Below are 21,801 nucleotides of genomic sequence, written 5' to 3' on the forward strand. Positions count from 1 at the left end.
GGCATAAACGCCTTTTTATACTTTTGCGCCCGTATATGATGTCCCCTCAACCGAAGCATGCGGAAGGTTTATCTAGTATCACGGGAAGTTTTAATGTGAGTGGTTTCGGACGATGGTATCATGAGTGAGATGTACTATGGTTTAATGAGCCTCGGGGGCATACTGGCCCTTGTGGGGATATTTCTCACGTGGGGGCTCTCCAGGAGTGTCGAGACAAAGGAACTCGGCACTAAAAGGCTCTCGAACCTGCTCCTTCTGGGTGGACTTCTAACGGCCCTCGGTTTCATAACGACAATGGTCAACATCTCCGAGGGTGTCATAACATTCGCGATACTTCTCGGGCCGGCGGTGATAGTGTACTCCCTCTCGGAGAGCGGCCTCGTGAGGGCAAATCTCCTAACGCTGATACAGGTCGCGCTGGTGGTCGTTGCCGCCCTGGTTTCTCCAGGTAGAAATTTTCGAATAGCTGGGATAGCATCCTCCATATCCCTAGTCCTTCTCATCAATGTGATCACAGGATATCCCAGAGCACCGACACACTTCAGAAGGCTGGCGTGGCTTTCCTCATGGGGTCTCGTGGCGTTCTTAATGATGATGGCTTCACCGAGGACGGGCACCATCGGTCCCGTGGTTTACGTGTTCTCCATGGCACTGTGGATATACACACTACTCCATCTCCTTCACCTAATGAACGCCGAAGTGGAGGCGTCCAAAGGGAGCATCATTGAGTGAATACGATGAGCGGCTAAACGTTTATATTCACGTTTTTCCAAACATTATCCGGTGATTTTTATGGAAGATCCGTACGCCTGGATGGAGAACCTCAACGATGAGCGCGTTCTGAAGCTCGTTGAGGAGGAGAACAAGCGTTTCAGAGAGTTCGTCGGAGACCTCAGCGATGAGCTCTTCCCCGAGGTGTGGAAGCTCTATTCAATTCCGACCCTAACGGGGGCGAGACTCACCGACAAAGGCATAATAAGCATGTTTAAAGAAAAGGACAGGCAGGTTATCCGGTGGCTCGGTGGGGATGTCATCGTTGATTCAAAGGCCCTCGAGGCCGAGTTCAACGATGAAGTTCTCCTACAGGGATTCACCGCGGATAAAAGCGGCAAGAGACTCGCCTACAGCTTCTCGATCGGTGGTGCCGACGAAGGGGTGACGAGAATAATAGACCTCGAGAGCGAGGAGGTCATAGAGGAGCTCAAGCCCTCGGTGTGGAACGTTGTCTTTCTGGGGAACGGTTACTACTTCAGCCGCTTCTACAGGCACGGTGAGACTCCAGACGGTGTCAAAGCTCCAGCCGTAAGGCTCTTCTGGAAGAATGAGAAGGAAACCCTGGTTTTCGGAAAGGGCCTCGGTTCGGGCTACTTTATGGGGCTTAGAAAGAGCACCGACGGAAAGTGGGCCATGCTCACCGTAACCTTCGGCTGGAACAAAGCTGATATCTACATCGGCCCGATTGAAGCCCCGGACCTCTGGGAGAAGGTTTACTCCGCGGAGGTTCCCGTGGAGCCCATTGATGTCGTTGGGGGTAAGCTCTACGTCCTCACGAGGGAGGGAAGGGGCCTCGGGAAGGTAGTTGCCGTTGAGGGCGAGAAAACTATCGAAGTCATTCCAGAAGACGAATTCCCGATCGAGTGGGCCGTTGTGATGGGGGATAGGGTACTGGCCGGGAGGTTAATCCACGCCAGCCACAGGCTTGAGGTGTACTCGCTCGACGGTGAGAAGCTCGATGAGATTGCCTTTGACCTTCCCGGAAGCGTCTACCCGCTCCACACCGATGGGGAGAGGGTTCTCCTCAAGTACGAGAGCTTTACCGTGCCCTACAGGCTCTACGAGTTTGATGGTGAGCTTAGGCTCATCGAGGAACAGGAAGTTGAGGGAGACTTTGCCGTCGAGGAGGACTTCGCGGTAAGCAGGGACGGCACTAAAATACACTACTTCCACGTTAAGGGTAAGGAGGACAACAAAAAGGTTTGGGTATTCGGCTACGGCGGCTTCAACATCTCCCTTACCCCGAGGTTCTTCCCGCAGGTCATTCCGTTCCTCAAGCGCGGCGGAACCTTTGCGATGGCGAACCTCCGTGGGGGGAGCGAGTACGGCGAGAAGTGGCACCGCGCTGGAATGAGGGAGAACAAGGGGAACGTCTTCGACGACTACATAGCGGTGCTGAGCAAGCTCAAGGAGGAAGGGTACAGGGTTGCTGCGTGGGGAAGGAGCAACGGCGGACTTTTAGTTTCAGCCACGCTCACGCAGAGGCCGGACGTTATGGACGCGGCCCTAATCGGCTACCCCGTCATCGACATGCTCCGCTTCCACAGGCTCTACATCGGAAGCGTCTGGGTTCCCGAATATGGAAACCCCGACGACCCCAAAGACAGGGAGTTTCTGCTGAAGTACTCCCCCTACCACAACGTTGACCCGAACAAGCGCTATCCTCCAACGCTCATTTACACTGGCCTCCACGACGACCGCGTCCATCCGGCCCATGCGCTCAAGTTCTTCGCGAAGATGAAGGAGATAGGGGCACCGATTTACCTCAGGGTAGAGACCAAGAGCGGCCACATGGGTGCCTCTCCAGAAACGAGGGCGAGGGAGCTGACGGATTTGCTCGCCTTTGTTCTTAAGACTACATGAGTCTTTGATTTTCACATTTCTTTTTCATCTCAAAATGCAACAAGTTAAATCCCAATGTGAAACTACGATGTAAAAACCTATAACTCTCAGTAGGAAGAGTAAGTGGGGGGAATATGCGATGGATAGGATAAAGGTGCTGGCGTTAGTAGCTGCTGGTTTAATAACTCTTACCACAGCGGGCACGTGGATAACTACTAAAGATTTGAATCTAACCCTTGCCATATTAACGCTCGCATCAACGATAGCCACGGTGATCATGGCGATTACAATCTACGAGCTTGATATCGCGATAAAAGAGCTTAATTTTGAAGCTATTTTTGCAACCTACAATCTCATGGATGATAAATTAAAGAGACAGTTGAAAGAAATCAAGTCATGGAGATCGAACAATATTTCAGTTGAAAAGTTTCTAAGGGATGCAGAGAAAAAGAAAACCGTACAGGAAGCCAGTAGAACCCTTAATCAGGTAGGATACTTTGTTTACAAAGAATTCGTCGGAGATTGGTTTATCCAAGAGCAATATGCGGGCTTGATACTTGATTCTTTTCTCGCTATGAAACCATATCTTAAAGCTCTTCGTGATGCTTCTGAATGCGATAAGGATAATCTCGACAAAGAAGAAAAAGAGTCCTGCAAAAAGAGTCCATGGTTTATGCGTCGCTTCTACCTTCTCTTAGTGATTATCAGCTATGAGTATTTGAGCAGAAAATTTTCCCAACAATTGGTGGCACTCTTTAAAGACTACGGATTTAAACCCCACAATCCTGTTCCCAAGGAATGGATTGAAGAGGATATAAAGAAGTGGCTCAAAAGGAGGGGGTACAAACAATACATATAATCACTTCTCGACGCCCCTCCTCACTTTGACGGCGAGCCCGCTCTGGAACGCATTCAGTTCCTCACCGTTCAGCAGGCTCTGTCCCGTGGCAAGGAGCTCATCCCTTCTGTTAACCACAAGAACCTCGTCGTAGGGCCTTATGTTGGGGTCGGCATCCACTACAAACTTGGCGAAGACGCTCTTGCCCTTCCTCGCGAACGGTTCCGCGTCTTCATTGACCACGACACGCATCCTCGGGTAGGGGAGGACTTCAAGGAGCCTCTTGGCCCCTTCAATGCCGAGCGTTAAAAGTCCGTCGTCTGCCCTGAACGTCGCTAAATGCTCACCCCCGACCTTTATCTGCCTCGGCATTCCCGTCTTCCGGGAGAGCTCGACGAAGGCATCTTTAAAAGCCTCTCCAGCCCCCTCACCGAACTGGTACTCGGCGATGGCCATTATGTAACTCCTCGCGTTGTTCTTGGAGGGCCTTTTTATGCTGAAGTCCTCCTCACCCTCGCTCTGGGCGAAGGGATAGCTCAGGCTGAGGTACTTTGGTATTTCGCCGAATATCGGGTGTGTTATCGTCTCCGGGAACCTGGTCTTAACGCGCTCGGCCCTCTCCTTCGCCCTCACCGCGGTCGGCCACTTCAAAGCCTCCTCGCTAACCTTGAAGAAAGCGCTAGCCTTGGTTACTGGCTCGTTCTTCTCAAGGTACTCCTTATACTCCAGCAGCCTCTTGTAGGCCGCGAACATCTTTGGATGACTCCTAGCTCTCTCGTCCACCAGTTCCCACAGCGTGCCCTCCTTTATCGCCTGCTTGACCCTGTTGAGTTCCTCCCTTATGACCCAGAGGTTGTGCAGAGCCAGAAGCCTCGTCCTCTCCTCCTTCGGCATCTCGCGGAGTTCCTGCGGCGTGTAGCGGGAGCAGACCGGGCAGGAGCACGGGAAGTACTCAAGCTCCTCAAGCCTCTTCGTCCCCTCAGGTGTCATGTAGCGGTCGTCCTTGGCGTAGAGTGCATAACTTGCGGAGTCGAAGAGGTCTATACCCATCGCAACGGCTAAGGCGAAAACCATCGGGTGGCCGGCGCCGAAGAGGTGAACCGGCCTATCAGGCCTGAGGCCCATCTTTGATGAAATAACGACATCAACCAAATCCCTGTAGCGGTAGCTCTCCATGAGCGGAACGACGGCGCCAATTGGGTGAATCTCAAAGTCCATTTCGCTGAGCTTCTTCGCGGCGTAAGTTCTCAAATCTGGATAAGTTGAGCCCTGAACCGCGGCGTTCATGGCTATCTCCTTTATTTCCCTGGTCTCCCTGGCCCTTTCGAGGGTTATCCTGAGGTCTTCCTCCGCTTTCTCCCTCGGCGCGTCCGGAGGTGTTGGAATGTCGAGGAAGGTGCCTACGTCAACGCCTATATCGTGCTGGAACCTTACTATCTCGTCGTTGGTCACCTCAACGCCGCCGTAGCGCATGAGCTGGAAAGAGCCGGAGTCAACCTCAATTATCCCGTCGTAGTCGAGGAGTTTGTGGATACCGCTCTCGAGGGCCCTCTCCCTGAGCTCGGGGGTTTTGTAGATGATGTAGGAGTTCGTAATAACCATCCCGAAGCCCATCTCTTTGAGCTCCTTGGGGGTCACGATGAGCTGCTTCGGGTTGATAACCGGCATTATGGCCGGCGTTTCTATCGTCTTCCCGTTAACGGTAAGCTTCCCAATTCTGCCCGCGGCATCTCGCGCCTTAACATCAAACCTGAACTCGACCATTCTCACCACCTCCCGAGAGTAGGAGGCAGGGTTTAAAAGTCTAAGCTAAAAGCTGTGAAGATACCCACGAGAACGTAGGTAAGCAGTCCCGCAAAGAGGGGTGCCCTGACCCAGCCAGCGGCAATATCTTTAACGACCACAACGTTCACCCCCTCACCCTTGTAGATGCCGAGGCCAGCTATCGCCCCGACTATTGCCTGGCCCGAGCTTACGGGGAGGCCCATTAAGGTGGCCACTGTAACGGCTAGAGAAGCTCCGAACTGACTTGCAAAGGCCGATGTAGGGCTGAGCACGGAGATGTGTTTTCCCACTGTCATCATAACCCCCCGGCTGAAGGTCAGCGCCCCTAACGTGAGGGCCAGCGCCAGTATGGGGCCGGGGGAACCCATTCCAATCCTCCCACTCAGGCCGATGACATTCGCAAGCTCGTTCGTCCCGAGGTTGAAGGATGAGTACGCGGCCGCCAAAAAGACAAGCCATTTTTGAACAACCTCAATGGTTGCGAGACTCTTAGCACGCCGTATTATTGGTTTGTAGACATTGTAAATCCCGATGGCCAGAAGGGCCGAAGCCACGGGGGAAAGCACCCACGCGAGGACTATCCTGCCCACCGTCCCCCAGTCCATTGGGAGGCCCAGTGCGAGGGAGGCACCTGCGAGTGCACCCACTATTGACTGGCTCGTCGAGATGGGGCGCCCCCACAAGCTCGCGAGGGTCACTGCAATCGCCGCACTGAAGAGCACGAGGAACACTCCCCCCGAGCCGATTCCATCCGCCAATCTGGTCACTGTGTTTGAGACGTTTGAAGTGCCCACAAGCACACCCAAGAGGGTGAAAACGCCTATCAAGGTCACCGCGTTCTTAAAACCAAGGATACCAGAGCCCACCGCTGTTCCAACCGCCTTTGCACTGTCGTTTGCACCTATCGCCCACGCCATGAAGAGCGCCGCAGCAATCCCCAGCATTCCCGGTCACCCTATAGACTATATAGACTATAGGGTCTATGTAGGGCCTTAAAAGTCTTTTCCCCTCAGAGCTGATACTGTCAGGATAACTGGGGCATCACCTCCTGGAACCATTCGGTAATATTGCCCGGAGGACTACCAAGCGTGGAGTGCACCCTAACAAAATTATACCAGAAAGCAAACAGGAAAATAAACCTGTGAACCCTCCTCCAATCCTTACCCCTGAAATTATTCCAGAAACGCTTAATCCGCTCCTTAACAGTCCTAAACCAACGCTCAACGTAATTCCTGGGCCCAAAAATCACGTGAATAAACGGCAATTTCAAACCATTAAACGCAGGCGGGTACCAGACAGCCCCATCAACCAGAAAAACCGGCGTTCCCTCACAGGATTTCAAAACAGTCCCAATGAACCTTTTAGCAATCCACAGGTTCCTGGTGGGAGTAATCCAGACTGTTAACACTTCCGGCTCTCAATGTCAATAGCCGCCCAGAAGTACCACTTCCTCCCGTTGATCTTCACCACAGTCTCATCAACTGCAATGAAATTCCGCTGTTTCTTCACTGCAAGGGTCCTGAACTGGTAAACAGTCTCCCCGAACTTTTGAACCACTTCCCAGACGGTTGTGTGACTGATTCCGAGGATTCTGGCGACTTGTCTGTAACTCAAACCCTGTAAGTACAGGCTTATTGCCTGAATTTTCTTCTCCACTGGGATTTTATTCCTGCGAAAAGGTTTTAAGGCTGAAACCAACCAGTAAATAATGGTTTCAGCCTTCATATTTCTCCACCACTTTTTCTGAGGTGACACAACCAGATTTAAACATAACCCCTCAGCTTATCCTGACAGTATCTCAGAGCTTCCCAGCCAGTTTACGGGTATAGCCGTATACATGGAGCGTGAGGTAAAAAAGCGCCCAGAACCACATAATGGCGGGGAAAAGAAGGGCGTTTAAGAGAGCGCCGCCCTCCATGAGCGTGGGCACGAGCATCGTAGTGACCTCAAAGAGCCACCAGAGGGAGAAGAGCGCGAAATGGCCAGATAGCAGGAACAGGGGCGGGGCGACAACATCGAACAGAGCCACAACATCGCCGAGTAGCAGAAAGCCCCACTCCTTTGTGAAGCCACCGCCGAGGTTCTTCAAATCACCCAGGAACCAGCGCTTTCTCTGAAGCCACAGCATTCTCAGGCTCTGGGGCATCTCCGTCCAGACTCTGGCGTTTGGTGCGTAAACAACTCTTCCAAGCTTTTTCAGCGCCTTAGTTGTGGCGTAGTCCTCAACGACGTCCTCAACGAAGCCGCCTATCCTCTCGAGTCCCTCTCTCCTGAAGGCAGATATGGGACCGGGGGCGACACTTAAGTCCTCCATCTCCTTGGCTCTTCTGAACATGGCTATCCTCAGGTGCTCCGCGTCCTGCGCCCTTTCGAGGAACGAACTCCCAAACACGCGCACCTGCCCACCGACACCCACGACGTCATCCGAATAGAAGCGCATTACAAGCTCCTTAACCGCGTTTTTCTCAAGGTGGCCGTCGGCATCGGCCGTAACCACCACCTCCCCCCTTGACACGGATAGGGCAAAGTTCAGGGCCTTTGCTTTCCCCCCGTGCTCCCTGCGGTAAACCCTAAGCCTGGGGTCCCTAATGGTGGACGCCCTCGCGTAGGTATCGTCCTCACTCCCATCATCAACGAGGATTACCTCAAAATCCGGATAGTCCTGATTTAAGGCGGCCTTCAGAGCGTCAACGACCTTCCCCCCCTCGTTGTGAGCGGGAATGAGTATGCTGACCTTCGGCCACCACTCCCTAATTCGGTAATACTTGAAAAGGCTAATTATGTAGTTGATGAAAAAGTAGCCATCCCAGAGGAGCACTGGAATCAGGAATACCCACAGCATATGCGGGCATTAAGGGAGATGGTTTATAGGGTTTTCTCAGAACACGTGGAGAGCGGTCACCTTGAAGCCGACGTAGACGGTCCTTCCCTTCTCTATCCCCATCTCAAGCATGGACGAGCGCGTGATGAATGCCCTGAGAGGGAGGTTCCCAACGAGGAGGTGCACCCTAACGAGGGCTCCGAGCTCCTCAACGGAATCAACAACAGCTTTGAATTCGTTCCTAGCGGAGGTCCTAACGGGCTCAAGGGACAGTATTATGTCCTCCGGCCTTAAACCAACGCGGACTCTACCCTTTGCCTCAACGGGGAGCTCTATCTCAACGCCGTTGGCCTTCAGCGTCCTCCCTTCGGCAACACCTTCTATTATGTTCTCAAAACCCAAAAAGCGGGCAACCTCTTCACCCGCAGGCCTCGAGAAGACCTCCCTCACGCTCCCGACCTGGACGAGCCTTCCATTAAGCATAACCCCCACGCGGTCACCCAGACTCACAGCCTCCTCGAAGGAGTGGGTGACGTGCAGAGCCGTGAAGCCGAGCTCTCTCCTCCAGCGCTTCATCTCGCCGATGAGCTTTCCCCTTGTTTGGACGTCGAGGTTCGCGAAGGGCTCATCCATGAGGACTAGGGGCGGTTCAACCACCAGAGCTCTCGCTATTGCCACGCGCTGGCTTTCCCCCCCGCTCAGTGTCTTAGGCCTTCTTCCGAGGAGGTGGTCTATGCCAAGGACTTCAGCGGTTTCCCTTACTTTTCTCTCGATTTCAGCCTTTGGGAACTTCCTAAGCCTCAGCCCGAAGGCTATGTTGTCGAAGACGCTCATGTGCGGGAAGAGGGCGTAGTTCTGGGGGATGTAAGCCAGACCGCGCTTCTCGGGAGGGAGGGTCGTTACGTCCTCACCGTTCAGGTAAACGCTTCCCCGGTCTGGCTCAATGATGCCGGCTATAACTTCGAGCAGAACCGTCTTACCCGCTCCGCTCGGGCCCAAGATTATGAAGTGCTCACCCTGCTCTACGCTGAAGGTGATGTCCCGCAGGCGGAACTCTCTGTAGTCCTTAGAGACTTCCTCAACCCTGAGGGCCATAAAACTCACCGAGCAATGGTGTCTAAAAATGTCCTCAACCTCGACTCATCTAGAAACTCCTCAACGAGCTCACGGTTTCTTCTGACCAATGTCTCGATAAAGTTTCTATATAGTCCCGACATGGAGTCTCCTTTGTATTTTCTGGCAATTGCCAAGAGATGCATGACGTCTTTTGGAGTGAGCTTCCTTCCTAAGTCATTGCTGAGCTGACTTATAGAATTCCCCAGCTTTGAGAGGCTACTTTCCCTCTTAGCGAGGAGAGCTAGTAAGAGCTCGAGTTCTTTTTTTATGTCGATGTCCTTTGCATCAAAATCAACATCTCCAATTCCGAATGGAACGATCTTTATCCCATTTACCAGGAGATAACTATCTTTTACTTCAGGCTCAAAGCCTCCCCCCTGCAAAGTGCTCTTAGCCCAGTTTAGAATGTCTTCCTCAGTATCAACGTCCCTTGCAACCCCAATGATAGCGGGTTTATTCTCAAATCTCTCCACTGCTCTGAAAATCAATCTAAGGGCATTTTTGAGGTTATCCTTTCCATTGGTGTGCCAAACAACCAGCTGGACACCGTTTTTACTCAGACAGATAGCCTTTGATAATTCTCTATTTTTTGAACCCCCTTCCGAAATTGGCAGATTTTCACAGTTGATCTCATGGAATCCATAGAGTTTCTTTATTATAGGAAGAAAGAAATTAACATCCGTTCTACCTTCCAAAAGCAGAAGTCTAATCTTCATATTTCATCCCCTCAGGTCTAGTCCTAGGGCTTCTCTTAGTTTCTGTGATTCTTCAAATGTCTCCACAGAGGCTGTCATTTTTCCATTCTCGCGCTTCATGTAAATCACCCTTCCGTCAACCTTGCTTTCTAAGCCATATTTGATCAGCATGTCGATAAGCTCAAGGCTGTGGGTAGTTAGAAACACTTGGACGTTGTTTTCTTTTGCCCCCTTAACTAGGGCCTTAGCCATGATTCTCAGTGATTTGGGGTGGTGAAAAGCTTCAGCAGAGTCTATGAGAAGGTACCCTCCTCTTAAAAGCGAGGACAGAAAAGCTATAATCATGGCGTTTTTGAATCCTTCACCCATCAAGTAATAGGGATAAACCCCATATTTGGTCTCTACGTGAAGTATCCATTTATTTGATTTAAATAACGGACTAAATCCTTCAACTTCCGGATAGGCCTCCTTGAGAATTTTTATGCTTTTTTTTAACGACTTTCTCTTCGTATGCAATGGAATAAAGGCTCTCAACGTATCCAAACTTACGGAGAGTCAGAGGGGTTATGAATTCAAAATTAAGACTGGGGTCGAATTTTGATGAGAGCAGGAATGAGGATAATACACTGTTCTCAACAAGATGATGAATCTGAACTCCAGTATCCAACTTTGGCGGCTCCTTATCAATCTGCTTTAGTGTAACTTTAAGCGTGGGCAGTGTGTTGAGTCCTGCTATCTCATTTTTTAGCACGAGTTCCCACGAAGTACCCTTCTGTACAGATATAATCTTTGCAAGTTCTGCCTTTGTAAAGAATAAGTCCTCTATAGCCTGATGTCCATACCATCCACGCCATATTAGGATTTCTTGAAGAAAACTCCTAACTGACTGACCTCCTCCAAAAGCAGCTAAAAAAAGAGATAGCGCTTCAAGCACACTCGATTTACCTGCATTGTTTTTACCTGCAATTACGTTAATTTGGCCAAGATTATTTAGCTTCAATTTCTCTATGCCTCTAAAATTCTCAATTCTAAGAGAGGTTATCATAAGCATCCCCTTTTTATTGTCGATGTTACTCTAATTAAAGTTTTATCCTCAAGCATTTTTTGACCTCCCGACGAGCCAGCGCAGGAGCACGAATATCGTGAGACTGAGCGCTATGAGAACTACGGAGATGGGCCTTGAGGCCCTCAGCCCGTAGTTGTTGAAGTACTCCATGACGAGAACCTGGGCGGTCTTGGGGTAGTAGGCGACTATCAGTATCGCACCGACCTCGCTTATGGCCCTCGCCCACGTCATTATCGCCCCGCTCGCTATCGAGGGGAACGCCATGGGCAGAGAGACGGAGAAGAAGGCCCTCAGCCTGGAAGCTCCGAGGGTTCTCGCGACGTGCTCTAGCTTTTCATCAACGGCAAGGAACCCGTCGCGGGAGGCGTTTATCGTGAATGGAGCAGAAACGAAGAGCATGACAGCTATTATGCCCGTGTAGCTGTCGAGGATGGCGTTTGAGAACGTGACGAGGAGCATTATGCCGACGACGGAGTGGGGGATGACTATGGGCACGTCCACGAGAGCCTGGGCGAGGCTCTTCCCCCTAAACTCCCTCCTGGCCAGGACGTAGCCCAGGGGGACGCCGAAGAGGAGCGCTATGAGTGCCGTGGCCGTCGCGGTGAGGAGGGAGTTGCGGAGGGACTCGATAACCAGCGGATCTTGGAGCGTTTTTACGAGCATGCCCGGGTCAGCGACCTGCTTGAGGAAAATGACGACTAGGGGAAGGGCTATGTAGATGATTAGAAAGCTCCCAAGTGCGGCGAAGAGGTAGAGCGTGTAGTCCCTGCGCATGTTCCTCCCCCTATGCTGGAAATTGAAAAATAAAAACCTCACCCCTTAACCTTCACGAGATCTTTTATCTCTTCGGGCACGTTCCCGAAGGCCACCGGCGGGTTCAGGAAGTCCTGGTGGTTCTCTTTGAAGACCTTCTTGCCTTCGTTTCCAAGCAGGAACTTGAGGAACTCCATTGCCAGCTCTCTGTTGGGGGCGTCCTTCGTAACGGTCACACCGTAAACGATGGGCTTTGCCTTTATCGTCTTCCCGGTCGAGCCGAGGGTTATCTCGACCTGGGAGTAGTAGTCGGCCTTGCTGAAGTCCTTCAGGTTTATCTCGTCCGGGAGGGTTATGTAGCTCAGGTTGTGCTGCTCGGCGACGCTCTTGTAGATGAAGAAGTAGTCGAGGCTTCCGGACTCCACTAGCCCCACGAGGTCCGTCTCCTTCGGCCTTATGACTACTTTACTACCCACCACCTGTATCTCCTTCGGTGCGTAGATGCTCGTGCCGTTGGCGCGGATGTTGGTGTTCTTCTCGACGAGCTCCTCAAAGACTGGCTTTCCGTAGTAGATGTCGGCCAGCTTCATCACCATGACCGAGCGATAACCACTGGGATCCTGATTCGGGTCACTGAAGCCAAAGGTAACGTCGGGCCTGGCGAGAATCTCGTACCAGTTGTCGGAGTTTATTTCATCCGAGTACTTGCTCTCGTCGGTGAATGATATAACCTTCTCGTTCGTGGCGAATAGCACGTAGAAGTCGGTGTAGTTGGGCACCATCAGCTGGGGGATGAGCGTGTAATCCGCAACCGCTACAATGTCCGCCTTCTTCCCGAGGTCGGTGACCTTTCTGACGGCTTTGACGCTGCCGCTGGCCTCGTCCTGGAACGTGACCTTGACGCCGAGTTCCCTCTCCGCGTAATCCGAGAACTCCTTCTCCAGCTCCTGGAAGGGGACGCTCAGTGAGCCCGCGTGGAATACCACGAGGGTTACCTCTTTACCAGACCCACCGGCCCTCTCTGAACCGATGCAGCCGGCGGTGACGACAACCAGGAGAAACAGGGGAACCACGTATTTCAGCTTCATGACACCACCGGGAAGGCTATAGAAGGGAGAGGATTTAAATTTTTGTGTTAACAGTATTGCTTAATGGTAAATGCTAAAATTCAACACCTATGTCGAGACCGAAGTAGTCCTCCACCTCCTTGAGGAGGAGAAAGGCCTTGGAGGAATCTATTCCGAGCTTGTCCATGTATTTGAAAACCGTTTCAAGCTCCCTCCTTTCCTGAGGCTCGATCTCGCGGTTTTCGAGGAGGTACCTCACAACCGCCCGGAAGGCGCCCCGCCAGCTTTCACCTTCAAAATCGAGCCTCCTCCAGAAGCCTTCGTAAACGTAGAGAGACTTGGGTCTCCGGGTGTGGCTCTTCACGTTCTTGAGACGGGTTATGCCCCTCCAGAACTCCCGGGGCGGGGACGTCACGGACTTCAGGTACTCTATGAGAACTTCCTCCGAAAAACCCGCCTTCCTAAGGCCCTTAAAGCTCTCTTCAAGGCTCTTTAAGTAGGAGCCGAGGGTTCCGAGGTTCACTATGTTGTCCTTGCTCAGGAGGGAGAGCTTGAGGGCGCTCTTCGTGGGGGACTCCCCTTCGAGGTTAACCCTGAAAAGAACCCTCTCTTCTATGGGCGTGCCCTCCTCAAAGGCCTTTATAACCACCCACTGGACGCCGTTCGTCAGAATGCCGTAGCTCACGCCCTGGGAGAAGCAGTACTTGCCCAGCTGGTGGAGGGGTTTGGTCTTCTTGAAGACGTCAACCCCGAGGTTCTTGGCCTCCACGTAGGCCACGACCTTTCCGTCGAGAATGAGAGCGTAGTCAGCCCTACCCTCCTCCGTCCTGTATTCGGGGCGAACCTCATGGGGGTTTGACCAGTCCCAGCCGAGGGTGGAGAATATCTCGCCAATTAGGTGCTGCTTAACGGCCTCCTCGTTACCCTCGTACAGCGCCCTGTGCTTTTCGACCTTCTCGACGACGTGCATTATGGTGCCTATCATAGCCCTCAGAAAAGGTATGTTGGGGGATTTTAAAATACTTCCCCCTTCATGGTCTGAAGTGCCTTATGAACTCAGCTACCCTTATGGCATCCAGGGTCTCCCTCACGTCGTGGGCCCTTATGATGTTTGCACCGTTCCATACGGCTATTGCCGTGGCGCTCAGACTTCCGGGGAGCCTCTCCGAGGGGTCTTTTCTCCCGGTTATGGCACCTATGAAGGACTTGCGCGACACTCCAACGAGGAGCGGTCTTCCAAGGGCCTTGAGCACATTGAGGTTGGCTAGAACTTTTGAGTCCCACTCGTACCAGGGGGGCCACTCCGGCCGGAGGAAGCCTATCGCCGGGTCGAGCGCAACCTCCTCTATCCCCGCGTTCCCCGCAATGGTGAGGCTCTCCTGGAGCATGTCCATCACGGTGTGGACGGGGTCGCTCAGGTTCCTGACGCTTCCGTGGGCGCAGAGCACCACTGGAACACCGTGGTCAGCGGCAACCTTCGCCATATCCGGGTCGCCCTTAAGCCCCGTCACGTCGTTGATTATATTCGCCCCAGCTTTGAGGGCCTCCTCCGCGACCCTTGCACTCGTCGTGTCTATGCTTATCGGGACCTCCACGTGGTCGCGTATCGTCTTTATGGCCCACACCGCCCTCTCTATCTCCTCCTCCACGGGTATCTGTGTTTCGAGGTACGGCGCGGTGGACTTTGCCCCTATGTCTATGAAGGAAGCGCCATCCTCCACCATCCGGATGACGGTTTCAACGAGAGCGCCCTCGTCCCTCTTCACGCTTCCCTTGTAGAAGCTCTCGGGGGAGACGTTTATCACACCCATTACCCTAGGTTCCGAGAGGTCAATTCCCGCGAACTTCATACACCCATCACCTCAAACTCCTCTTCAACGGGCTCTTCTTTCAGCTCAAGGTAGAACATCAACCCACCTATGCCCTCGAGTGTCATAACCAGCGCCTCGAAGGGAACACTTATGAGCTGGAGCAAGAGCACCGCCGTGAATCCGGAGCTTCCGAGGAAGAAAACCCCACCGAAAGAGCCGGGTATTATGGATATCACCACTATCGCCATGACCAGCAGCCAGCCGAAGGCTATGGATGAGTAAACCTTGGATTTCGCGAGGCCGAAGCTGTTGAGGGCCGCTCCGAAGGTCCCCTCCCTGACGTAAGCGGGCAAAGCCATGTAGGAAACGCTCAGTAGGTAGCCCATGGCGGGAAGCAACACGAAGAAGGACACCATAACCCCAACGCCCATAAGGGCCCCGCTGTTCATCATGGCCCCGGCCGCGATGAGGGCTATGCCCGGCAGGAGGACGAGCGTCAGGAGGATGCCCACAAGGAACCCTATCGCTATGCGAACCAAGATAACACCGGGCAGGTTCCTTATGGAATCGCCAACCAGGGCCCCGAAGGAAACCTCCTCTCCCTCCATGGAAAGGATGGCCTCCTTTATTACGCCGTAGAGGGCGATGCTCGTGAATATGAAGCCTATTAGGCTTGAGAGGATGGACTTCCAGATGAGGTCCTTCACTATACCCATCATGTCCTCGATGTTGCCTATGGCCCCGTGCTCCTCGGTTATAACGCCGTTCTGCGTCTCAACGGGAGTTATGTTCTCAAAGGCCATGAACTCGCCCATCGGGAGGTCTTTTAACACGTAAGCGTTTATCGGAGCGACGAGCAGGGCCATAATGAGGGGCAGCAGGAGAAGCCTCGGTCTCTTGGTGATAGTGTCTATGGTTTTCGCAAACGCATTAATGGCACCCATTCGCACCACCAAGCTTAGTAAAATTCTTAAAGTTTAAAAGCTTTTTTGAGGCAGGGTTTATAAAGGATTAGGGGGGTATTTAAGCCGGCAGGTGAGCGAAATGAAGGCCGTATACCGGGAGATGTGCCCCAACTGCGGGGACAGAATAAGCGACGAGAGGCTCATCAAGAAGAACCCGTGTGAGGAATGTCTTGAATCGGACGTTCACGCTCATCCGTATTTTGACCTTCTAAGGGCCGTCCGCGAGGCCCTAGCCGTCAGGGGCACGCTCAAGGAGTGGGAGAGGCTCTACACAATTGAGAGTCAGCTGGGGGAGGTCGAAAAGTTCTTTATCGAGGCCACCGGAAATAACTTCTGGAGCGCCCAGAGGACGTGGGTGAGGAGGCTCCTCAAGGGCAAGAGCTTTTCTATAATCGCCCCAACCGGAATGGGGAAGAGCGTTTTTGGCTCCTTCATGGCATACTACTACGCCCTCCAGGGAAAGAAGAGCTACATCATCCTCCCCACCACCCCACTCGTGAAGCAGACGGTGAAGAGACTTCAGGCATTCATGGAGAGAACAGGGAAGGAGGTGAAGCTGGCGTACTTCTACAGCGGGATGCGGAAAAAGGAGAAGGAGGAGATGAACGCCAGGATAGACGGCGGTGACTTCGAGATACTCATAACCTCCGCCCAATTCCTCGCAAGGAAGTTCGAGAGGTTGGAGGGGTTCAGGTTCGACTACATCTTCGTTGATGACGTTGATGCCTTCCTCAAGGCGAGCAAGAACATAGATCGCTCCCTTCTCCTCCTCGGCTTTACCCAGGAGGCCCTGGACAAGGCGTGGGAGCTCGTGAGGCTGAGAAAGCAGATAGGGAAGCTCCTCAACGGCAGGAGAACGGAAGAAAAAGAGGAAGAGCTGAAGCGCGTTAACGAGGAGATAGCGAAGAAAGAGGCCGAACTGAGAGAGTACATGGCGCAGAAAAATATAGGAACGCTCGTGATAGCCTCGGCAACGGGAAGCGCGCGCGGCGACAGGATAAAGCTCTACCGCGAGCTGCTCGGTTTTGAGGTCGGAAGCGGGAGGAGCGCACTGAGAAACGTGGAGGACGTCTACCTCTTCCCGGAGAAGAGCGTGGAAGAGCACGTGGAGGGGCTCCTCGGGAAGCTCGGGCCAGGGGGGCTGGTTTTCGTCCCCATTGATCAGGGGATAGCCTTTGCGGAGGCACTAACCGCGAGGCTCAAGGAGAAGGGCTTCTCCGTGGAGCTCGTCTCCGCCAGGAGCAAGAAGGGCCTCGAGAAGTTCGAGAACGGAGAGGTTGAGGTCTTAGTGGGGATGGCGAGCTACTACGGCAGCATTGTCAGGGGTCTCGACATGCCGGAGCGCGTAAGGTATGCGCTCTTCACGGGGGTTCCCAAGTTCAAGTTCAGCCTCGACCTGGAGGGCCCGACGATATACCGTGTCCTCGGACTGATAAGCGAGATTTTTGACTTCCTCGACGATGAGGACAGACGCGAGGGGGAGAGGGTTTACGCAAGACTGCGGAGACTCATAAGAACCATGCCCCAGTACGAGCTCGTCAAGATAGAGGAGGCACTCGCCGAGGGGTTACCCTTAGAGGGCTACCACAACCACGTTCTGGACGTCTTCCGCACGGCGGTGGAGTTTCTAAAGCGCGTCCTCAGGAAGGAGGAGGTTGTGAAGCGCATAGAGGAGGACCCCTTCATAAGCCTCAAGCGCGAGGGGGATAAGGTCTTCATCGAGATACCCGACGTCAGGACGTACATCCAGGCGAGCGGAAGGACCTCAAGGCTTTTCGCGGGCGGAATAACCAAGGGCCTCGCCCTCACGGTGGTTGACAACGTCAAGGTCTTCAACGGTATGAGGAGGCAACTCCGCTGGCGCTTCCCCGAGTTCGAGTGGAAGAGCCTCGAGGAGGTAAACCTCGATGAGGTGCTCAGGCAGATTGACGAGGACAGGGAGAAGGTAAGGCTCGTCCTCGAGGGGAAGCTCCGGCTGGAGAAGCCCGACCTCGTTAAGTCCTCACTCCTCATAGTAGAGAGCCCCAACAAAGCGAGAACCATAGCCAACTTCTTCGGACAGCCGAGCAGGAGGCGCATAGGCGAGCTGGTCGCCTACGAGGTGAGCATTGGAGACAGGATGCTCACCATCTTGGCAAGCGGGGGCCACATGTTCGACCTCGTTACGAACGAAGGCTACCACGGCGTTGAAATCAAGGAGGAGAACGGGAAGTTATTCTTCCTTCCAGTTTACGACACCATAAAGCGGTGCCGCGACTGTGGACATCAGTTCGTTGACTGGGAGGAGAAGGGCGTCTGCCCGAGGTGTGGAAGCAAAAACGTGCGCGACGCCCTCGAAAACGTTAAGGCGATGAGGGAGCTGGCGCAGGAAGTGGACGAGATACTGATAGCGACCGACCCCGATACGGAGGGTGAGAAGATAGCGTGGGACATAAGGAACGTGCTCTCGCCCTACACGCCCAACATAAAGCGCATAGAGTTCCACGAGGTCACGAGGCCTGCCATACTGAAGGCCATAGCCGAGGCGAGGGACGTTAACGAGGCGCGCGTTGAGGCGCAGATGATCAGAAGGATAGCCGACAGGTGGATCGGCTTCGAGCTCAGCACGCTCCTCCAGAAGGTCTTTGAGAACTACAACCTCTCCGCGGGGAGGGTTCAGACGCCGGTTTTGGGCTGGATAATCGAGCGCTACCGTCAGTTCAACGAGGACAAGGCGGACTTCACGCTCCTCACCCTCGAAAACGACCTCAACGTGTTCATAGAAGGGGAGAAGCTCGAGGACGTGGATAAGGTCGAGGTTGTCAGGGTTGAAGTGGAGGAGAGGGAGATAAACCCCTTCCCGCCCTACACCACCGATGCACTCCTCCAGGACGCTTCAAGATTCCTCAAGTTCTCCGCCCCCCAGACCATGCGCCTCGCGCAGGACCTCTTCGAGGCGGGTCTGTGCGTCACTCCGGATACACTAGTTAGCCTTGCCGATGGAAGGATCGTGGAGATAAGGGAGGCTGTTGAGAAGTCCGAAGATAGACTGCTATCTCTAAACGGTCTCAGGCCAAAGGAGGCAAACGCGCTCAAGTTCTGGGAGATTGACTGGAACGGGCCGCTTAAGGTGGTAAAGCTCAAAAACGGGCACGAAGTTAGGGCAACCCCTGATCACGGCCTTCTCGTAATGAGGAACGGCAAACTCGGCTGGGTCTCTGCGAAGAACATCCGGGAAGGTGACTACGTTGCCTTCGCCTACAACACCGGACACCCCGGAAAAGATGAGTACACCCTCCTCAAACTTCTGATAAAGCTTGGGATAACGGATGTTATGGCAGAGTTCGAGAAAGAATACTTCGACTCCACCCTTGCTCCGCTTGTGAAAGATCGCGTCCGGACGAGCACAAAATACAAATACCTCCGCAAGCGTGTCCTTCCGCTCTATCTCCTTCAGGAATGGGGAGTTGACGACTACGAACCGCACGTTAAGTCCCTCTACCGTCAGAGGAGCGGTTCAAAGCCCATACCCAACTTCAAACTCGACGAGAGGTTCTGGTACCTCTTCGGTCTCGTTCTGGGCGACGGAACCCTGAGGGAGAGCAAGGTTTTGATCGCGCAGACCCCTCTGAAAAAAGTTAGGGCAATACTTGAAGAGACCCTTCCCTTCATCCACGTCTTTGAAACAACAACTCAGGTTGGCTTCTCGAACTCGATCCTCACAGAGGTCTTCAGGAGGCTCGGGGCGAGGAAAGGCAAGCTCCACCCGCTTGTATTTGGACTTCGTGAAGACTACATCAACGCAATGGTTGCGGGCTATTTTGACACGGACGGAACTTTCTCGATCCTTAATGACAGGAAGGGACCGAACTTCCGCGCGATTCTGACTTCAAAGAGGGCCGATGTGCTCAAAATGTTCAGCGTTTACCTATACCAGATCGGGATAATGAACTACCTCAGAGAAGATGAGCGCACGGGAGTTTGGGACTTAGTAATAAGCAACAGGAGCCTCGAGAGGTTCAGGGAGAAAATTTATCCATATCTCCGGATTAGAAGGGCACAGTTCGACGAGGCTTACTCGATTTACAGATCATCAAGACGGGCCTTTGAAGGGGACTTACTCCCGGTAGCTTCGGTATTCAGAAATCTGAAGTTCGGAAGAGGGGCCAAAAACAGAATATTGAAGGAAACCGGAATTGACGTATGGAACTGGCTCAAACACTCGGAAGGGGAGATCCCAAGGGACAAACTCACCAAGGTGCTCGAATACGCCGAAGAGGGCCCGGAGAAGGAGTTCTTAAAGTCCCTCGTTGGAGCGGGGGTTACGTGGGTCAGGGTGAAGGAAATCAAGGAGGAGCACTACACCGGAAAGCTCTACGACTTCACGACGACCACCGAAAACTTCATCTCCAACGGTGTCGTCTCCCACAACTGCACCTATCACCGCACAGACTCAACGCACGTGAGCAACACGGGAATAGGCATAGCCAAGGAGTACATTGCGGACGAGATAGGGGAGGACTATTTTAAGCCGAGGAGCTGGGGCGAGGAGGGAACCCACGAGGCCATCCGCCCCACCCGGCCCATAGACACGGGCAGGCTGCTCCAGCTCATAAAGGACGGCATCATAACCCTCTCAAAGCCCCTCACAAGCGGCCACTTCCGCCTCTACGACCTCATATTCCGCCGCTTCATGGCATCCCAGATGACGCCGGCGAAGGTGCTCTACCAGAAAGCCACCGTCCGGGCAGGCGGGAGGGAAGTTGAGGTGGAGGGCTATACGGAAGTCATCTACGACGGGTGGAGCAGGATAAAGCCCCTCCCGCTCTGGAAAGTGCCCCCGCTCGAAGAGGGAGCACGCCTCAAAGTCAAGGAAACCAAGACGTGGAGGGCCCCGAGGGTTCAGCTCTACACGCAGGGCGATATCATCGCCCTTATGAAGGAGCGCGGAATCGGAAGGCCCTCGACCTACGCAAAGATAGTGCAGACTCTCCTCTCTCGCTACTACGTCATAGAGACGAGGGGCAAGAAGCGTCTCGTTCCCACTGAGCAGGGCATCAAGGTGTACCACTACCTGCTCAGCCGCTTCAGGGAACTCGTAAGTGAGGAGAAGACGCGCCAGCTCGAGGAACTCATGGACAAGATAGAGGAGGGCGGCCTCAATTACATGGATGTACTCAATGATATGTACAAGGAGATAAAAATATATCTGCCGTGACAATATTTACTTTTTGTGTCACAATTATTCCATTTTTCTTCTGTACTTCATGTTACAGTGGTAACCCCATAATCCTGTCCCTGCGTTCCAGTGGAAACACCAAAAAGCTTAAATTTAAAGGTAGTAATAAGATTGTATGTGCATGCAATGCACATAACACGGGAAGAAGTTATTAAAAGCCCCGTGGAATGGATAACCAGCGAACTATTTATCATATAGGAAAAGTTATATATGAGAAACCCATAGAAAATAGACAGAAATACGGTGGTGGTAAATATGACAAAAGATAGGATGGTAGAGCTTTTACAAGACCACTTCGAACTGAACTTATACGAGGCTAGGGCATACGTCGCCCTCGTGGCCTTCGGCGTTCTGACGCCGGCCGAGCTCGCCAGTGTTTCAGAGGTTCCCGCCCCGAGGACCTACGACGTCCTCAGGAGCCTCGAGAAGAAGGGCTTCGCCATAAGCCAGCCAGGCAAGGTCAACAAGTACAGGCCCGTGCACCCCACGAACATCCTCGAGAAGTTCATCGATGAGTGGCAGGAGCGCATCAAGGAGGAGCTCGAGGCCAAGAGGAAGGCCAAAGAGGAGCTTCTTGAGCTCATGACCCCGCTCATTGAGACCGAGATTCCAAAGTACGGCGTTGAGAGGGTGTGGGTCGTAAGGGGCATAAGGAACTCAACCCTCAAGACGAGGGAGATGCTCGAGGAGGTCGAGAAGGAGATACTCCTTGCGGATGACGGCTTCATCGCTATCAACCTCGAGGAGGAGCTCGTCAAGGCCATCGAGAAGGGCATCAGCATGAAGCTCGTGGTCACCAAGCCCATACTCCAGAGGATAAGCATGGGCAAGCTCATGGATCTCTACAAGAAGGGCAAGATTGAGCTGAAAGTCGTGGAGAAGATGGAGCTCCCAATGATGATCTGCGACGAGCAGGTGTTCTTCGCGCTCGAGGACCTCGCGGCGAGGTACTTCAACTACGAGACCCAGGTCTGGATAAAGGACCACCGCATCGTCGAGCTCTTCAAGGGCAAGTTCAACGAGTACTGGGAGAACGGAGAAAAGGTGTGA

General features: G+C 53.2%; 17 protein-coding genes and 1 pseudogene. 5 read left to right on the top strand and 13 right to left on the bottom strand.

Going from position 1 to position 21,801, the window contains the following annotated elements; all coding sequences use genetic code 11:
• Positions 1-120 precede the first annotated feature (120 nt).
• From PFER_RS01725 to PFER_RS01735, 3 genes are all read left to right on the top strand, one after another.
• Complete coding sequence (locus tag PFER_RS01725; RefSeq protein WP_048148083.1) at positions 121-732, top strand: hypothetical protein; 612 nt, start codon at positions 121-123, stop codon at positions 730-732.
• Positions 733-792: 60 nt separating this feature from the next.
• Positions 793-2,637, top strand: a complete 1,845-nt coding sequence (locus PFER_RS01730) for a prolyl oligopeptidase family serine peptidase (protein WP_048148085.1) — start codon at positions 793-795, stop codon at positions 2,635-2,637.
• 118 nt (positions 2,638-2,755) lie between these two features.
• Positions 2,756-3,475: a hypothetical protein gene (locus tag PFER_RS01735; protein WP_048148087.1), complete on the top strand. Its 720-nt coding sequence runs from the start codon at positions 2,756-2,758 to the stop codon at positions 3,473-3,475.
• Here PFER_RS01735 and tgtA read toward each other — a convergent pair whose 3' ends face one another.
• The 13 genes and pseudogenes from tgtA to PFER_RS01800 all read right to left on the bottom strand — a co-directional run bounded on the left by tgtA (position 3,476) and on the right by PFER_RS01800 (position 15,521).
• Positions 3,476-5,218, bottom strand: coding sequence for a tRNA guanosine(15) transglycosylase TgtA (gene tgtA, locus PFER_RS01740; protein ID WP_048148090.1), 1,743 nt, complete (start codon positions 5,216-5,218; stop codon positions 3,476-3,478).
• Between the two features lie 32 nt (positions 5,219-5,250).
• Positions 5,251-6,183 (bottom strand): inorganic phosphate transporter, encoded by a 933-nt coding sequence (locus PFER_RS01745; protein ID WP_048148092.1) that lies wholly within the window; start codon positions 6,181-6,183, stop codon positions 5,251-5,253.
• An 80-nt stretch (positions 6,184-6,263) separates the two neighbouring features.
• A pseudogene (locus PFER_RS01750) lies at positions 6,264-6,964 on the bottom strand (IS6 family transposase).
• 73 nt (positions 6,965-7,037) lie between these two features.
• Positions 7,038-8,081 (bottom strand): glycosyltransferase, encoded by a 1,044-nt coding sequence (locus tag PFER_RS01755; RefSeq protein WP_048148094.1) that lies wholly within the window; start codon positions 8,079-8,081, stop codon positions 7,038-7,040.
• A gap of 36 nt (positions 8,082-8,117) precedes the next feature.
• On the bottom strand, positions 8,118-9,155 hold the full coding sequence (gene wtpC, locus PFER_RS01760; RefSeq protein ID WP_048148096.1) for a tungstate ABC transporter ATP-binding protein WtpC: 1,038 nt from the start codon (positions 9,153-9,155) through the stop codon (positions 8,118-8,120).
• Positions 9,156-9,160: 5 nt separating this feature from the next.
• Entirely contained in the window at positions 9,161-9,892 is a 732-nt protein-coding gene (locus PFER_RS01765; RefSeq protein WP_048148098.1) for a DUF3226 domain-containing protein, read from the bottom strand.
• A 3-nt stretch (positions 9,893-9,895) separates the two neighbouring features.
• A complete protein-coding gene (locus tag PFER_RS12395; protein ID WP_245612400.1) occupies positions 9,896-10,387 on the bottom strand; it encodes an AAA family ATPase in 492 nt (163 codons plus the stop codon).
• Positions 10,320-10,922 (bottom strand): AAA family ATPase, encoded by a 603-nt coding sequence (locus PFER_RS12400; RefSeq protein WP_245612402.1) that lies wholly within the window; start codon positions 10,920-10,922, stop codon positions 10,320-10,322. The genes PFER_RS12395 and PFER_RS12400 overlap by 68 nt, the downstream gene beginning before the upstream one ends.
• A gap of 42 nt (positions 10,923-10,964) precedes the next feature.
• Positions 10,965-11,711: a tungstate ABC transporter permease WtpB gene (gene wtpB, locus PFER_RS01780; RefSeq protein WP_048148100.1), complete on the bottom strand. Its 747-nt coding sequence runs from the start codon at positions 11,709-11,711 to the stop codon at positions 10,965-10,967.
• 38 nt (positions 11,712-11,749) lie between these two features.
• On the bottom strand, positions 11,750-12,778 hold the full coding sequence (gene wtpA / locus PFER_RS01785) for a tungstate ABC transporter substrate-binding protein WtpA (protein ID WP_211255070.1): 1,029 nt from the start codon (positions 12,776-12,778) through the stop codon (positions 11,750-11,752).
• A 73-nt stretch (positions 12,779-12,851) separates the two neighbouring features.
• The gene (locus tag PFER_RS01790; RefSeq protein WP_052696165.1) at positions 12,852-13,742 is read right to left on the bottom strand and encodes a type I restriction endonuclease; all 891 of its coding nucleotides are present in this window, start codon (positions 13,740-13,742) and stop codon (positions 12,852-12,854) included.
• A gap of 46 nt (positions 13,743-13,788) precedes the next feature.
• Positions 13,789-14,607 (bottom strand): dihydropteroate synthase, encoded by an 819-nt coding sequence (folP, locus tag PFER_RS01795; protein WP_048148104.1) that lies wholly within the window; start codon positions 14,605-14,607, stop codon positions 13,789-13,791.
• Entirely contained in the window at positions 14,604-15,521 is a 918-nt protein-coding gene (locus PFER_RS01800) for a hypothetical protein (protein WP_157255005.1), read from the bottom strand. Before PFER_RS01800 ends, folP begins: the two co-directional genes overlap by 4 nt.
• Positions 15,522-15,612: 91 nt before the next feature.
• On the opposite strand from PFER_RS01800, the gene rgy reads away from it, so the two are divergent.
• The gene (rgy, locus tag PFER_RS01805) at positions 15,613-20,730 is read left to right on the top strand and encodes a reverse gyrase (RefSeq protein ID WP_048148107.1); all 5,118 of its coding nucleotides are present in this window, start codon (positions 15,613-15,615) and stop codon (positions 20,728-20,730) included.
• 276 nt (positions 20,731-21,006) lie between these two features.
• Entirely contained in the window at positions 21,007-21,801 is a 795-nt protein-coding gene (trmBL2, locus tag PFER_RS01810; RefSeq protein WP_048148109.1) for an HTH-type transcriptional regulator TrmBL2, read from the top strand.

It is taken from the genome of Palaeococcus ferrophilus DSM 13482 (genome assembly GCF_000966265.1).
Classification (GTDB): domain Archaea; phylum Methanobacteriota_B; class Thermococci; order Thermococcales; family Thermococcaceae; genus Palaeococcus; species Palaeococcus ferrophilus.

Excerpts from the sequence above, each read along its gene's own strand:
- PFER_RS01730 (WP_048148085.1), top strand. The coding sequence starts at position 793 with ATGGAAGATCCGTACGCCTGGATGGAGAACCTCAACGATGAGCGCGTT.
- PFER_RS01790 (WP_052696165.1), bottom strand. The coding sequence starts at position 13,742 with ATGATAGGCACCATAATGCACGTCGTCGAGAAGGTCGAAAAGCACAGG.
- wtpC (WP_048148096.1), bottom strand. The coding sequence starts at position 9,155 with ATGGCCCTCAGGGTTGAGGAAGTCTCTAAGGACTACAGAGAGTTCCGC.
- folP (WP_048148104.1), bottom strand. The coding sequence starts at position 14,607 with ATGAAGTTCGCGGGAATTGACCTCTCGGAACCTAGGGTAATGGGTGTG.
- trmBL2 (WP_048148109.1), top strand. The coding sequence starts at position 21,007 with ATGACAAAAGATAGGATGGTAGAGCTTTTACAAGACCACTTCGAACTG.
- PFER_RS01755 (WP_048148094.1), bottom strand. The coding sequence starts at position 8,081 with ATGCTGTGGGTATTCCTGATTCCAGTGCTCCTCTGGGATGGCTACTTT.
- PFER_RS01735 (WP_048148087.1), top strand. The coding sequence starts at position 2,756 with ATGGATAGGATAAAGGTGCTGGCGTTAGTAGCTGCTGGTTTAATAACT.
- PFER_RS01765 (WP_048148098.1), bottom strand. The coding sequence starts at position 9,892 with ATGAAGATTAGACTTCTGCTTTTGGAAGGTAGAACGGATGTTAATTTC.
- wtpA (WP_211255070.1), bottom strand. The coding sequence starts at position 12,778 with ATGAAGCTGAAATACGTGGTTCCCCTGTTTCTCCTGGTTGTCGTCACC.
- PFER_RS12400 (WP_245612402.1), bottom strand. The coding sequence starts at position 10,922 with ATGCTTATGATAACCTCTCTTAGAATTGAGAATTTTAGAGGCATAGAG.
- PFER_RS01745 (WP_048148092.1), bottom strand. The coding sequence starts at position 6,183 with ATGCTGGGGATTGCTGCGGCGCTCTTCATGGCGTGGGCGATAGGTGCA.
- rgy (WP_048148107.1), top strand. The coding sequence starts at position 15,613 with ATGAAGGCCGTATACCGGGAGATGTGCCCCAACTGCGGGGACAGAATA.
- PFER_RS01725 (WP_048148083.1), top strand. The coding sequence starts at position 121 with ATGAGTGAGATGTACTATGGTTTAATGAGCCTCGGGGGCATACTGGCC.
- tgtA (WP_048148090.1), bottom strand. The coding sequence starts at position 5,218 with ATGGTCGAGTTCAGGTTTGATGTTAAGGCGCGAGATGCCGCGGGCAGA.
- wtpB (WP_048148100.1), bottom strand. The coding sequence starts at position 11,711 with ATGCGCAGGGACTACACGCTCTACCTCTTCGCCGCACTTGGGAGCTTT.